Annotated in this window: 11 protein-coding genes; 9 read left to right on the plus strand and 2 right to left on the minus strand. The window is 71.1% G+C overall.

What is annotated here, in order from left to right; genetic code table 11:
• Nucleotides 1-75 precede the first annotated feature (75 nt).
• The 5 genes from AB0E78_RS20175 to AB0E78_RS20195 all read left to right on the plus strand — a co-directional run bounded on the left by AB0E78_RS20175 (nt 76) and on the right by AB0E78_RS20195 (nt 5911).
• On the plus strand, nt 76-1731 hold the full coding sequence (locus AB0E78_RS20175) for an FAD-binding dehydrogenase (RefSeq protein ID WP_361834070.1): 1656 nt from the start codon (nt 76-78) through the stop codon (nt 1729-1731).
• Between the two features lie 210 nt (nt 1732-1941).
• Nucleotides 1942-2910, plus strand: coding sequence for a hypothetical protein (locus AB0E78_RS20180; protein WP_361834072.1), 969 nt, complete (start codon nt 1942-1944; stop codon nt 2908-2910).
• 42 nt (nt 2911-2952) lie between these two features.
• Nucleotides 2953-4530 (plus strand): APC family permease, encoded by a 1578-nt coding sequence (locus AB0E78_RS20185; protein ID WP_361834074.1) that lies wholly within the window; start codon nt 2953-2955, stop codon nt 4528-4530.
• A 141-nt stretch (nt 4531-4671) separates the two neighbouring features.
• Nucleotides 4672-5337, plus strand: a complete 666-nt coding sequence (locus AB0E78_RS20190) for a molybdopterin-dependent oxidoreductase (RefSeq protein ID WP_361834654.1) — start codon at nt 4672-4674, stop codon at nt 5335-5337.
• A complete protein-coding gene (locus AB0E78_RS20195; protein WP_361834076.1) occupies nt 5309-5911 on the plus strand; it encodes a cytochrome b/b6 domain-containing protein in 603 nt (200 codons plus the stop codon). Before AB0E78_RS20190 ends, AB0E78_RS20195 begins: the two co-directional genes overlap by 29 nt.
• Nucleotides 5912-6030: 119 nt before the next feature.
• Here AB0E78_RS20195 and AB0E78_RS20200 read toward each other — a convergent pair whose 3' ends face one another.
• Together AB0E78_RS20200 and AB0E78_RS20205 are read right to left on the minus strand one after the other, a co-directional pair.
• Nucleotides 6031-7428, minus strand: a complete 1398-nt coding sequence (locus AB0E78_RS20200) for a gluconate:H+ symporter (RefSeq protein WP_361834078.1) — start codon at nt 7426-7428, stop codon at nt 6031-6033.
• Between the two features lie 47 nt (nt 7429-7475).
• Nucleotides 7476-7985 (minus strand): gluconokinase, encoded by a 510-nt coding sequence (locus AB0E78_RS20205; protein ID WP_361834080.1) that lies wholly within the window; start codon nt 7983-7985, stop codon nt 7476-7478.
• 169 nt (nt 7986-8154) lie between these two features.
• On the opposite strand from AB0E78_RS20205, the gene AB0E78_RS20210 reads away from it, so the two are divergent.
• From AB0E78_RS20210 to AB0E78_RS20225, 4 genes are all read left to right on the plus strand, one after another.
• A complete protein-coding gene (locus tag AB0E78_RS20210) occupies nt 8155-8856 on the plus strand; it encodes an FCD domain-containing protein (protein WP_361834082.1) in 702 nt (233 codons plus the stop codon).
• A 54-nt stretch (nt 8857-8910) separates the two neighbouring features.
• On the plus strand, nt 8911-9312 hold the full coding sequence (locus tag AB0E78_RS20215) for a YchJ family protein (RefSeq protein WP_361834084.1): 402 nt from the start codon (nt 8911-8913) through the stop codon (nt 9310-9312).
• 359 nt (nt 9313-9671) lie between these two features.
• The gene (locus AB0E78_RS20220) at nt 9672-12557 is read left to right on the plus strand and encodes a peroxidase family protein (RefSeq protein WP_361834085.1); all 2886 of its coding nucleotides are present in this window, start codon (nt 9672-9674) and stop codon (nt 12555-12557) included.
• The gene (locus tag AB0E78_RS20225; RefSeq protein ID WP_361834087.1) at nt 12544-13959 is read left to right on the plus strand and encodes a hypothetical protein; all 1416 of its coding nucleotides are present in this window, start codon (nt 12544-12546) and stop codon (nt 13957-13959) included. The genes AB0E78_RS20220 and AB0E78_RS20225 overlap by 14 nt, the downstream gene beginning before the upstream one ends.
• Nucleotides 13960-14029 lie beyond the last annotated feature (70 nt).

Below are 14029 nucleotides of genomic sequence, written 5' to 3' on the forward strand. Positions count from 1 at the left end.
GGACGGTTGACGCCGGTCACTTCGCTGCACAGGATCTGACTCATCAGTAAGCCCCTGCTTAGGAGGAACCCCCGGATGGCCTACGACGCAGACGTCATCGTGATCGGCGCGGGCCTCTCGGGCCTCGCCGCCACCGCGGAACTCGTCGACGCGGGCCGCCGGGTCATCCTCATCGACCAGGAACCCGAGCAGTCGCTCGGCGGCCAGGCCCACTGGTCCTTCGGCGGGCTGTTCTTCGTCGACTCCCCGGAGCAGCGCAGGCTCCGCATCAAGGACTCGCACGCCCTGGCCCTCCAGGACTGGATGGGCACGGCCGCCTTCGACCGCCCCGAGGACCACTGGCCGCGCAAGTGGGCCGAGGCGTACGTCGACTTCGCGGCGGGCGAGAAGCGCGCCTGGCTGCACGGGCAGGGCGTGCGGTTCTTTCCCGTGGTGGGCTGGGCCGAACGCGGCGGCTACGACGCGCAGGGGCACGGCAACTCCGTGCCGCGCTTCCACATCACCTGGGGCACGGGCCCCGGCCTGGTCGCCCCCTTCGAGCGGCGCGTGCGCGAAGGCGTCGCCCGCGGCCTCGTCCAGCTCAAGTTCCGCCACCGGGTCTCCGGGCTCTCCCGCAGCGCGGGCAGCGTCGACACCGTCAGCGGCGAGGTCCTCGAACCCTCCACCGCCGAGCGCGGCAAGCCCAGCAGCCGTGAGGTCGCCGGATCGTTCGAGTTCAGGGCCCAGGCGGTGATCGTCACCTCCGGCGGCATCGGCGGCAACCACGACCTCGTCCGCGCCAACTGGCCCGAGCGGCTCGGCACTCCGCCCGAGCGGATGGTCTCCGGCGTGCCCGCCCACGTCGACGGGCGGATGCTCGGCATCACCGAGGAGGCCGGCGCCCGCCTCATCAACCGCGACCGCATGTGGCACTACACCGAGGGCATCCAGAACTGGAACCCCATCTGGGACAACCACGGCATCCGCATCCTGCCGGGCCCCTCCTCGCTCTGGCTCGACGCACGCGGGGACCGCCTGCCCGTGCCGCTCTTCCCCGGCTTCGACACCCTCGGCACGCTCGAACACATCATGAAGTCCGGGTACGAATACACGTGGTTCGTCCTCAACCAGCGCATCATCGGCAAGGAGTTCACGCTCAGCGGCTCCGAACAGAACCCCGACCTCACCGGCAAGTCCGTGCGCGGCGTCATCGACCGGGCACGCGCGGACGTGGCCGCCCCGGTGAAGGCGTTCATGGACAACGGCGCCGACTTCGTCGTGGAGAAGGACCTCACCTCCCTGGTGCGCGGCATGAACGCCCTCACCAAGGAGCCCCTCATCGACGAGGCCGCACTGCGCCGCACGATCACCGCGCGCGACCGCGAGATCGCCAACCCCTTCACCAAGGACCTCCAGGTCACCGCGATCCACGGCGCCCGCAAGTTCCTCGGTGACCGGCTCATCCGGGCCGCCGCCCCGCACCGCATCCTCGACCCCAAGGCGGGCCCGCTCGTCGCGGTGCGGCTCAACATCCTCACCCGCAAGACCCTCGGCGGCCTGGAGACCGACCTCTCCTCGCGCGTCCTGACCGAGGGCGGCGAACCGCTTCCCGGCGTGTACGCGGCCGGGGAGGCGGCCGGTTTCGGCGGCGGGGGAGTGCACGGCTACCGCTCGCTCGAAGGCACCTTCCTCGGCGGCTGCCTCTTCTCAGGGCGCACGGCGGGCCGCGCGGCCGCCAAGTCGGTGAGCTGAAAGGCGCGTTCGCCGCATCGCGGAATGATCGTCGCCACTTGCCCGAATCGTGTCCTGCTGCGCAACCCCGCAGGTCGGGTGTGAAGTCTGAGGATTCTGAAACGAGTTGGTGAAGAGCGGGAGGTAGGCGGCCCTTGACTGGAGCGCCGCCTACCGCTTTGCTGTGCGTGATCATCCGCACGCGAGCCGCGCCGGGGAGGAAGTCCCGCGGTGTCACCACCCCCACCCCCCTTGGGCCGTTCCCGCAAGCGAGCGGCCTACGCCTTCGACCCCGCACTCGACGACGCCGAACTCGTCGACGCCCGTACCGCGCTGGCCCAGGGCCGCTGGACCGAGGTCCGCGCGCTGCTCGCCGCCACCGGCGACGACTGGGACCGCAGGGGCCACCGGTTCGACGTACTCGCACAGGAGCACGCCACCACCGCCTGGACCCGTGACTGGCGGATGGCCGAACCGGAGAGCACCGACGCCGCGGTGCTGCTCGCCTATGCCTCGGTGCACCTCGCGCTGCGCGGAAAGGGCCGCTCGGAGCAGGCGCGGGACGCCTGCCGCGAGGTGGCCGCGCTCCGGCCCGCCGACCCCACGCCCTGGCTCGCGCTGCTCACTCTGGAGCGTTCCCTGGGCCGCGAGGAGGACGTCGTCCGGCTCTTCGACGAGGTCCGCCACCGGCACCCCGGACACCACCACGCCCACCACCTGATGGTGGCCAGACTCGCCGAACGGCGGCCCGCAGCGGGCCAGGACCCGCTGCACGAGGTGTACGACTTCGCCGCGTGGGCCGCTGAACAGGCGCCCGATGATTCGCCGTTGGCGGTGCTGCCCGTCATCGCGCACGCCGAGCGCTACCGCGTCCTCGCCGCCGCGGGCAGCGAGCCCCTCGACCCCGCGGCCTCCCAGCACTGGACGGGACGCAGGGCCCGCCAGGTCATGAAGGCCGCCTTCGACTGGTGGCTGGAGTGGGACATGCCCGGGAGCCCCGGCAGTACGACGCACCCGCGCTGCCGCGTCGACCTCAACTTCCTCGCCCACGCCAAGTTCTGCGAGGGCCGGGCCGCCGAGTCGGCCGCCCTCTTCCACCGCATCGGACGGCACGCGACCCGAGCCCCCTGGTCCTACCCGGACCGGGACCCGTACAAGGCGTTCACCGCCGCGCGCGGCGCCGCGCTCGGCGCCGCCTGACCCACCGCACCCACCGGCCCACTCCGAAAGGACAACCGCGCCATGGCGACGGGCAGTTCGAGCAGCACGAGCGACACGAGACCCGCGAGCACAGCCGCCGGGAGCGGGATCAGCACGTACAAGGGCGAGGAGACGGCATTGCGCGCCGGCCGGCTCGGCACGGCGGGCCTGCTCCTCTCCGTCCTCGCGGCGACCGGTCCGCTCATGGTCGTCGCCGGTGTCATGCCCACCACATACGGCGTGATGGGTGTCGTCGGTCAGCCGCTGCTCTTCCTCATCCTCGGCGTGGTCCTCGGTCTGTTCAGCTTCGGGTACGCCGAGATGAGCCGTCACGTCCACAACGCGGGCGCCTTCTACGCGTACATATCGAGGGGCCTCGGCGGCACCGCGGGCGCGGGCGCCTCGCTGGTCGCGCTCGTCGCCTACAGCGTCCTGCAGGCGGGCCTCTACGGCCTCCTCGGCTTCGAGGTCTCCGGGCTGCTCAACACCTACTTCGACGTCGAAGTCGCCTGGTGGATACCGGCACTCGTCACCGTCGCCCTCGTCGGCGTGCTCGCCTGGCTGAAGATCGACCTGAACGCGCGCGTGCTCGGCGTGCTGCTGCTCATCGAGGTGGCGCTCGTCGTCATCTTCGACATCGCGGCCATCGCGGACCCGGCCAAGGAAGGCCTGTCCCTGCACGCGTTCAACCCCGACACCCTCACGGGTGCGGGCGTCGCCACCTCGCTCTGCTTCTGCATCGCCGCCTTCACCGGCTTCGAGCAGGCTCCCGTGTACGCGGAGGAGACCAGCCGCCCCCAGGTCGTCGTCGCCCGCGTGATGTTCTTCGCGGTGGGCTTCGTCGCGATCTTCTTCGCGATCAGCTCCTGGGCGCTCACGGTCGCCGCCGGACCCTCGGGCATCGTCCCGGCCGCGCGGGAACAGAGCGCTGGGCTGCTCTTCGGGCTCACCGAGTCCCGGCTCGGCGGCACCTTCACCGACGTACTCCACGTCCTGTTCGTGACCGGCATGTTCGCGGCGATCCTCTCCTTCCACAACGTGGTCGCGCGGTACGCCTTCGCCATGGGCCGCGAGGGCCTGCTGCCCGCCACGTTCGGCAGGACCAACACCTCGACCGGCGCCCCCGGCACCGGCTCCCTGCTCCAGACGGTCGTCTCCGTCGTCATCGTGATCGCCTTCGCGGTGACCGACGACGGCGAGTTCGGCGACCCGACCGCCCCGGTCCTGCACCTCTTCACCTGGGGCGGCAACATCGGCGCCCTGGGCGTCATCCTCCTGATGGCCACCGCGTCCGTCGCGGTGATCGTCTTCTTCGTACGACGCGGCGCCGCGCGCGCCCAGGTCTGGCGCATCACCGCCTCCGCGCTCGCCGCGGCCGGCCTGCTCGTCATCGCGGGCTACACCGTCAAGGACTTCGACGTCCTGGTCGGCGCGGGCCCCGGCTCGGCGCTCAGCTGGGTGCTGCCCGGCATCATCCTGCTCGCCGCCGTGATCGGCGTGGTCTACGGCGCGGTCCTGCGCTCGACCAGGCCCGAGGCGCATGCGCGGATCGGCCTGGGCAACGAGGCGTTCCAGCTGGAGAAGGCGGCCGAGGAGCCGTCCGGCCCCGTTCAGGTGTGACGGAACGCTGACGTCTGCCCGCGGCCCCTGTACCCCGGGGGCCGCGGGTGCTCGAATCGAAGGGTGACAACCTCCCCTCGACACCCGCCCGAAGAGGACCAGGGCGGCGGCACGCCCGTCGGCCGCCGTCTGGTCCTGGGCATGCTCGGCCTCGGCGCCCTGGGCGTGGCCGCCGCGCCGCCGCTCCAGCGGGGCCTCGAATCCTTCCTGGGCGCCGCGTCCGACAAGGACCCCACGGGCCTGACGGACCTGCTCCCGAACGGCGGCGGCTTCCGCTACTACTCGGTGGCCGCGTCCGTCCCGCACAAGAGCGCGTCCACGTACCGGCTGAAGATCGACGGCCTGGTGGACCGCCCCACGACGTACTCCCTCGCCGAACTGCGCGCCCTGCCGCAGACCCGCATGGTGCGCGACGTCCAGTGCGTGACGGGCTGGCGGGTGCCGGACACGCCCTTCGAGGGCGTACGCCTCTCCCGCCTGCTGGACGCGGCCGGGGTACGTCCCACAGCCCGGGCTGTCCGCTTCACGTGCTTCGACGGGGCGTACAGCGAGAGCCTGACCCTGAAGCAGGCGCGCCGGGCGGACATGCTGGTGGCCCTGCGCATGCGGGACAAGGACCTGGGCCACAGCCACGGCGGCCCGGTCCGCCTCTATGCCGCCCCCATGTACTTCTACAAGTCGGCGAAGTGGCTCTCCGGGATCACGCTCACCGACGAGGTGGAGCCGGGTTACTGGGAGAAGCGCGGCTACGACGTCGACGCGTGGGTGGGTGATTCGAATGGCAGGGACGACAAGCCCACGGCCTGAAGTGACCGCACGGGTAAGGCGGTTCAGCCCTGCGGAGCGGTGGGTGCACCGGACGACGGCACTCCTGATGCTGGTCTGCATCGGGACCGCGGCGTGCCTGTACGTTCCTCAGCTCGCCGAGCTGGTGGGGCGCCGCGCGCTGGTGGTGACCGTCCACGAATGGTCGGGGCTGCTGCTCCCGGCCCCCTTCCTGGCAGGCCTCGCGTCCCGCGCCTTCCGCGGCGACCTGCGCCTCCTGAACCGCTTCGGGCCGTACGACAGGGCCTGGCTGCGGCGCCGCACCCGACGGGCGGGCAAGTTCAACGCGGGCCAGAAGCTGTACGCGGGCTGGCTGGCCGGGGCGGTCCTGGTGATGCTGGGCACGGGCCTGCTGATGTGGTTCACGCACCTCGCCCCGCTGGCCTGGCGCACGGGAAGCACGTTCGTCCACGACTGGCTGGCCCTGGCACTCGGCGTGGTGATCGCCGGGCACGTGGGAATGGCGTGGGCGGACCCGGAGGCGAGGCGGGGCATGCGGACCGGCTCGGTGGACCCGGAGTGGGCGGAACGGGAGCATCCGCTGTGGCGGAAGTAAAGGCAAAAAGCCGGCCGGGCCGGAAGTGTCCAGCCCGGCCGGATACTTCCAGCCCGTCCGGCGTGTGAGGACGAACTCGGCGAAGCCGGTGGTGAGGGCAACCAAGGCCCCCGGCCCGGCTAAATCACAAGCGACAGCAACAGCACCAGCCCGCCCGCGACGACGGAGATGATCGTCTCCATCACGGACCACGTCTTGATCGTCTGCCCCACGCTCAGTCCGAAGTACTCCTTCACCAGCCAGAACCCGGCGTCGTTCACGTGCGAGAAGAACAGTGACCCCGCACCGATGGCGAGCACGAGCAGCGCCGTGTGCGCGGTGGACATGTCCGCGGCCAGCGGGGCGACAAGCCCGGCGGCCGAGATGGTGGCCACCGTCGCCGACCCCGTGGCGAGGCGGATCACCACGGCGATCAGCCACGCGAGGAGCAGCGCCGGGATCGACCAGTCCTTGGAGATGTCGAGGACCATCTCACCGACGCCCGAGGCGATGAGGGTCTGCTTGAAGCCGCCACCCGCACCCACGATCATCAGCACACCGGCGATCGGCGCGAGCGACTTCTCGACAGTGGTCGAGAGGCGGTCCTTCGTGAACCCGGCCGCACGGCCCAGCGTGAACATGCCCACGATCACCGCGGCGAGCAGCGCGATCAGCGGTGAACCGATGACGTCGAAGACACGCTGCACCGTGTGGTCCGGGTTGTCCACGATGATGTCGACCAGGGCCTTGGCCAGCATCATCACGACGGGCAGCAGCACGGTCGCGACCGTCACGCCGAACCCGGGCCGCTTCTCCAGGTCCTCCGAAGGACGCTGCGGCATCATCTTCTCGGGGGCCGGGACGTCCACCCACTTCGCCGCGTACTTCGAGAAGACGGGACCGGCGATGATCACGGTGGGGATGGCGACGAGCACACCGAGGGCGAGGGTGACGCCCAGGTTCGCGTCCACCGCGTCGATCGCGACCAGCGGGCCGGGGTGCGGCGGGATCAGGCCGTGCATCACGGACAGACCGGCGAGCGCCGGGATGCCGATCCGCATGAGCGAGTAGTTGCCCCGCTTGGCGACCATCAGGACGACCGGGATCAGCAGCACGATGCCGACCTCGAAGAAGAGCGGAAGGCCGATCACCGAGGCGATCAGGACCATCGCCCACGGCATCGCGCGCCCGCCCGCCTTGGCGAGGATCGTGTCGACGATCTGGTCCGCGCCGCCGGAGTCGGCGAGCAGCTTGCCGAGGATCGCGCCGAGCGCGATCAGCACACCCACGCCCGCGACCGTCGAACCGAGACCCTCGGTGAAGGCCGCGATCGTCTTGTCGAGCGGCGCGCCCGCGAAGGCGCCCAGGGCGAGCGACCCGATCGTCAGGGCCAGGAACGCGTGCAGCTTGAACTTCGTGATGAGCAGGACGATGACGGCGATGCCCGCGAGGACGGCGATACCCAGCTGGGCATGGCCAGCGGAAGTGATCGGCTCGACGGCGTCCGCTGCCAGCATCTCAACGCTGAGACTGGTCACGGTGTCTTCCTTGTACGTCAGGGGAGGGGGGTGCGGGGGACGGGGTACTACTGGCCGAGCGCGCCCAGTGCCCGGAAGGCGCGCTCGCTGATCTCTTCCGGACCGCCGGTGACATCGACGGCGACGCCCGCCTCGTCCGGGCCGAGCGGCTGGAGCGTGGCGAACTGCGAGTCGAGCAGGGCCGTCGGCATGAAATGGCCCTGCCGGTGGGACATCCGGTCCTCGATGAGGGCCCGGTCACCGGTGAGGTGGACGAAGACGATGCCGGGCGCCGCGGCCCGCAGCCGGTCGCGGTAGCTGCGCTTCAGCGCCGAGCTGCTGACCACACCGCCGAGCCCGGCCCTGCCGTGGGCCCAGGCGCCGATGGCATCGAGCCACGGCCAGCGGTCGTCGTCGGTCAGCGGGGTCCCGGCCGACATCTTGGCGATGTTCGCCGGGGGGTGGAAGTCGTCGCCCTCGGCGTACGGAACGCCGAGCTGTGCCGCGAGCAGGGGGCCGATCGTTGTCTTGCCGGTTCCTGCCACGCCCATCACCACGACGACGTGGGGGGTGCTCATCGCTGTCCTGCCTCGCTGTCCTCTTCGACATCGGTGTCACGAGCCACGGGCCGGGGGAGACCCGTGGCTCGTTCACGTCACTGAAACCCATTAGGTCAGACGAATTCAAGAGTCTGTGACACAAAAGTCTGACTTTTTGTTCCCGCGGGTCCCCACATACCCTGACGACATGACCGATCAGGCCCGTGGGCTGCACGCTCGCGTACTGGAAAGCCTCGGGCCCGCCATCACCGGCGGCGAGTACCCGCCGGGCAGTGTGCTGCGTACGGACGAGCTGTCCCAGCGCTTCGAGGTGTCACGCTCGGTCGTGCGGGAAGCGGTGCGGGTCCTGGAGTCGATGCACCTCGTCGAGTCCCGCCGCCGGGTCGGTGTGACCGTGCGGCCCACCGAGGAGTGGAACGTCTACGACCCCCAGGTCATCAGGTGGCGCCTGGCCGGCGCCGACCGGCCGCGCCAGCTGCGTTCCCTCACGGTCCTGCGCTCGGCGATCGAACCGGCCGCCGCCGGGCTCGCCGCCCGGCACGCCACCCCCGAGCAGTGCGCGGCCCTCACCGAATGCGCCCTCGGCATGGTCGCCACCTCGCGCGGGCAGCAGCTCGAGGGCTACCTCTTCCACGACATCAACTTCCACCGCATCGTCCTGAACGCGTCGGGCAACGAGATGTTCGCCCGCCTGGGCGACGTCGTCGCGGAGGTCCTCGCGGGCCGCACCCACCACCAGGTCATGTTCGAGGACCCCGACCCCGCGGCCGTCACCCTGCACGTCAGGCTCGCGGAGGCGGTGCGCGAGGGCGACGCGGCCCGCGCCGAGGAGCTGACGCGGGAGATCGCCGTGGGAGCGCTGCACGAGCTGGACATCCTCGCGCCGTAGCGGGGGACAGCGGCGGGGGACAGTGGTCCGCGCGCGTCGGGGACAATGGTCCGCATGTCCCGACGCGCCCCCCGTCCCCAGTCCTGCCCCTGCGGCCACCCCGAGCCGTACGAGAAGTGCTGCGGCAGGCTGCACCGGGGCGAGGCCGCGGCCGCCGTGCCCGAGGAGCTGATGCGCTCCCGGTACTGCGCCTTCGCCGTCGAGGACGAGGCGTACCTCCTGCGCACCTGGCACCCCCGCACCCGGCCGCCGCGCGTGGAGTTCGACCCGGGGCTCCGCTGGGTCGGCCTGGAGATCCTGGACACGGCGGACGGCACCGCGTTCCACACCACCGGCACGGTCGAGTTCCGGGCCCGCTACACCGACGGGGGCCGCAAGGAGGCCCTGCACGAGCGGAGCCGTTTCGAGCGGCTCGACGGGGCCTGGGTGTACGTCGACGGCGCCTTCATCGACTAGCGACTGCCTAGCGACTGCCTGGCCGCTGCCTGGCCGCCGCCCGGCCCGCCGCCCGGCCCGTCGCCCAGCCCCGCGCCGATGGCCCGTCACGGACCGGCCATCGGCGCGCAGCGCTCCTGAGGCCGGTGGGGGAGAAGACCCCAGAGGGACGTCGGGACGATCACCCGGGCCGTCCCGCCCGGCAGCCCCAGGGCGCCCGACAGGCCCAAATACCGCCGCCCGCCTGCGTGTTCGACGCCCGGGAGGTGCCCCGCACATAGGCGGGAACGCACGCTGCGGCCGTCCGGTGCCGCCGCTAGCGTCCTGGGCCCCAGGGCCTAGCACCCGCCCCGTATGCCTGCGTGCGAAGGAAGCGCCTGATGGCCGACACCGGACAGTACGAGCAGACCTACGAGCGCTACATGGGCGGCAGCCCCGAGGCGGAGTACCGGATCTTCGAGCGCCTGGCCCGCGAAGTGATGAAGGTCCAGGCGAAGAACATGCGCACCAGCAGCGCCGGTTCCCTCGCGCGCACCCAGCACGCGAAACCCGCGCTCGGCGTGGAGAACGCCCGCCTCACCTTCAACGAGGACCTGCCCGAGGCCCTGCGCACCGGATTCGCCCGGCCCGGCGCCGAGTACGCGGCGACCGTGCGGCTCTCCAACGCCAGCGGCACCCGGCAGCCCGACGCCGTGGCCGATCTGCGCGGCGTCGCCGTGCGCGTGACGGTGTCCGATGAGGAGAGCCACGACCTGCTCGCCACCAACTTCCCGGTGTCGCACGCCCGCGACGCCCGTGAGTTCGTCGCCTTCGCCAAGGCCATGGCGGGCGCGAACAACCCACTGCAGAAGGCCTTCGGCCTGCTCGTGAAGCTCCCGCTCGCCGTCGGCCTCTCCACCGCCACCCGGATGCGGCGCAACATCCAGGCCGCCACCCGGCAGAAGGTCGACAGCCTCGCCAAGGAGACGTACTGGAGCCGCGGCGCCATCCTCTGGGGCGAAGCGGGCCCCGTCCGCTATCTCCTGCGCCCCGTCGTCGGCAGCGCCCCCGAGCCGAAGCCCGAGCGCCGCGACCCCGGCTTCCTGCACCGCGAACTCGCCCACCGCCTCGTCACGTCGGACGTCGCCTTCGACCTGTGCGTCCAGCGGTACGTGGACGAGCAGCGCACACCCATCGAGGACGGCTCGGTGGAGTGGAAGGACGTCATCACGCCCGCGGTGCCCGTCGGACGCCTCACCGTGCCACGCCAGGACCTGGCCACCGCCGAGGCGCAGGCGGCTGCGGGCCGGGTCGAGGAGCTCGCCTTCAACCCCTGGTACACGACCGACGACTTCCGCCCCCTCGGCAACCTCAACCGCGCCCGCAAGGCCGCGTACGAGGCGAGCGCCGCCCACCGCCAGGGCCTGCGCTTCACCACCGGGGAGCCGCTGCGCAACACGGTCCTCGGCATCCCCGTCGGCCGGTTCTTCGGCGCGCTCAACCGCTATGTGCCGTGGTACAGGCTGCCGTTGGAGTCGAGCCTGCTGAACCTGGTCTTCCTGCGCAAGGTGCTCCGGCGCCTCAACCTCATCGACACCGACGTCCACGAGGCACCGCCGAAGGCCGTCCGCGTACCGGCCCCGGCCGACGAGCGGCTGCGCACCGCACGGTCGTACGACGGGACGTACAACGACCTCTCCGCGCCCTCCATGGGAGCCGTGGGCGCGGCCTTCGGACGCAACCTGAAGCCGGACTACCGCCCCGACCTCTTCGACACCCCGAACCCGGTCACCGTCAGCCGCCAACTCCTCCAGCGCGACACCTTCATACCCGCGACCTCGCTCAACATCCTGGCCGCCGCCTGGATCCAGTTCCAGGTCCACGACTGGGTCAACCACCGCCGCTACCCGGCGGGCACCAAGTCGGTCGAGGTCCCGCTGCCGCCCGGCAGCACCTGGCACAACACCCCGGGCGGCCCGCCCGAGAACGTCATGCGCTTCGCCGAGAACGAGGGCATCCCCGTGTCCGGCATCCCCGGCAACCAGCCGCCGATCCTCTTCGCCAACACCGCTTCCCACTGGTGGGACGGCTCCGAGGTGTACGGCGCGGACGAGCGCACCGCGAAGTTCCTGCGCGAACCGGGCGGCGGCGCCGAACTGCGCCTGGAGGACGGCCATCTGCCCGCCGGCCAGAACGGCATCCCGCTCACCGGCTTCAACGAGAGCTGGTGGCTCGGCCTCAGCGCCATGCACACGCTCTTCGCCCGCGAACACAACGCGGTCTGCGCGGCGCTGCGCCGCGAATACCCCGCGATGAGCGAGGACAGCATCTACCACACGGCACGCCTCGTCGTCTCCGCCCTCATCGCCAAGATCCACACCGTGGAGTGGACCCCGGCGATCCTCGCCACCGAGGCCATCGACCTCGGCCTGCACACCAACTGGGAGGGCCCGCCGGACAAGTGGCTCAACAAGCTGGGCCTGTGGCTCCTGGAGGCCCACTCGCTGACCGGCATCCCCAAGACGCTGCCGGACCACCACGCGGCGCCGTACTCCCTCACCGAGGACTTCGTCACCGTCTACCGGATGCACCCGCTGATCCCCGACGACTACGAGATGCGCGAGCACCACTTCGGGCAGCGCCTGGAGAGCCTCGGCTTCCAGGACATCCAGGGCGGCGCGGCCGAGGCCGCCATCCGCAAGACGGGCCTCGCCGACACCCTCTACTCGCTCGGCATCGCCCACCCCGGCGCGATCACCCTGAACAACTTCCCGCGCGCGCTCCAGCGCTTCGAACGCGACGGCGAGATCATCGACCTCTCCGTCCTCGACCTCGTCCGCACCCGCAGGCGGGGCGTGCCGCGCTACAACGACTTCCGCGCGGGCCTGCACAAACCGCGTATCCGCCGCTTCGAGGACCTGAGCCAGGACCCCGAGACCGTCGCGCGCCTCAAGGACGTCTACCGCTCGGTCGACGAGATCGACACCGTGGTCGGCCTGTTCGCCGAGAACCCGCCGACCGGCTTCGGCTTCAGCGACACGGCCTTCCGCATCTTCATCCTGATGGCCACCCGGCGCCTGCAGAGCGACCGCTTCCTGACCGTCGACTACCGCCCCGAGATCTACACGCCGCTGGGCATGGACTGGGTCGAGAAGGGCGGCATGAAGTCCGTGATCCAGCGGCACGCCCCGGACCTCGCGGGTCTGCTGCCGCGCAACGCGAGCGCGTTCGCGCCGTGGCGGCAGGTCAAGCCGGTGCGGGACGGAGGCAGCGATGCCACCGGGTGACGGCGGGCCCGACAGCCGGGCGAACGGCCACCACCCCGGGCTCGCCGACCTCTTCGTACGCCCCCTCCTGGAGACGGTCTGGCGCCGCCGCACGCACCGGGTGAGCCAGGGCGCCACCGTCCCCGCGGGCTCGATGAGTTACGTCTCCGACAACGCCCCGCAGCCGCTGACCGAGCTGGAGGAGGCGGTCCTGATCGCCCTCACCGGCTGCACCGGCCTGACGATGCCCGACCGCCCCTTCGAGGATCCGCGGAACGGCAAGCCGATCATGGCGAAGCCGAACCTGACCATGGCGGGGCGCACGGCGGGCAGCCCCGACAACGCGCAGGGCACGCACTTCTTCCTGATCAACGACACCGGCACGTACTACCTGAGGAAGCTGCCGCCGGCGCCCGAGGAACCCTTCGATGACGCGACGCTGACCGCCCGCGCACGGAAGGCCAAGGTCAAGGTCCTCGACCACCGCCTGGACGTGGCGCAGAACCTGCGGGACTTCCCGGCCTACCTGGACTCGAACCGCTTCCTGTCCAACCTGCCGGGCACGACGGTCCTCTTCCCGGTGGTGGACCTCTCCCACCAGTACATCAACGCCCTGATGTACCTGCTCACGCAGCCGGACGGGGCACGGCCCACGCTGGTGGACGACCGGAACTTCTACCGCCCCGCGGGCGTCAAGAAGTGGATCAAGAACGGGTTCCTGAACGAGAAGCTGAAGCTGCCGCTGGGCGCGCTCGGCCCGCTCCGCACCCAGATCGAGGCGGACCTGCTGCTCCAGAACCTGATGCTGGTGGCGGAGGCGATGGGCCTCGGCGCCTGGATCCACGCGTCCATCAACCCGCAGATCGCCCTGGGCGACCCGAAGTTCTCCCGCACCTACGGCAGGATGCTCGGCTTCACCTTCGTCACCCCGCGCTGGCGCCCGGCCGACGTGTGGCGCTGGCACATCCCGCTCCCCAAGTACGCGAACGTGCGCTCGCACCCGGTGGGCCTCAAGAGCCCCGGCGGCGAACAGCTGATCTCCGCCATGTGCCCGCCCGCGTTCGCGTCGATGTCCGACGCGGTCGACGCCGTCATCCGCGACAAGTTCGGCCCCGGCGGCGTCTACGGCGACAAGGACGTGTTCACCCGCATCTACCGCGAGGACTACGGCCAGCGCTACCTCGCCGAGGCGAGCGAGTACGAGGAGCGGGTGATCGAGTGCGCCCGTGACATCTGCACGTACATCCTCCGGACGCACCGCCGCTTCCCCGCGCACACGGACGCGATCCACGTCCCCGGAATCTGGCTGCAGGCCCACCACGTGGAGAGCGCGTACTACGACAAGTACTTCACGCAGGGCCTCACCCCGGCCCACCGCCGCCACGGCGGCCTGTGGCACGGAGTCCGTGATCCACGAGACTGATGTCCACCGCGCCCCACCCTGGAGACCTCCCGCTGACCACCCCGCAACGCGGAAGAGCGGGCCAGGAATC

The organism is Streptomyces sp. NPDC032198, assembly GCF_040636975.1.
Classification (GTDB): domain Bacteria; phylum Actinomycetota; class Actinomycetes; order Streptomycetales; family Streptomycetaceae; genus Streptomyces.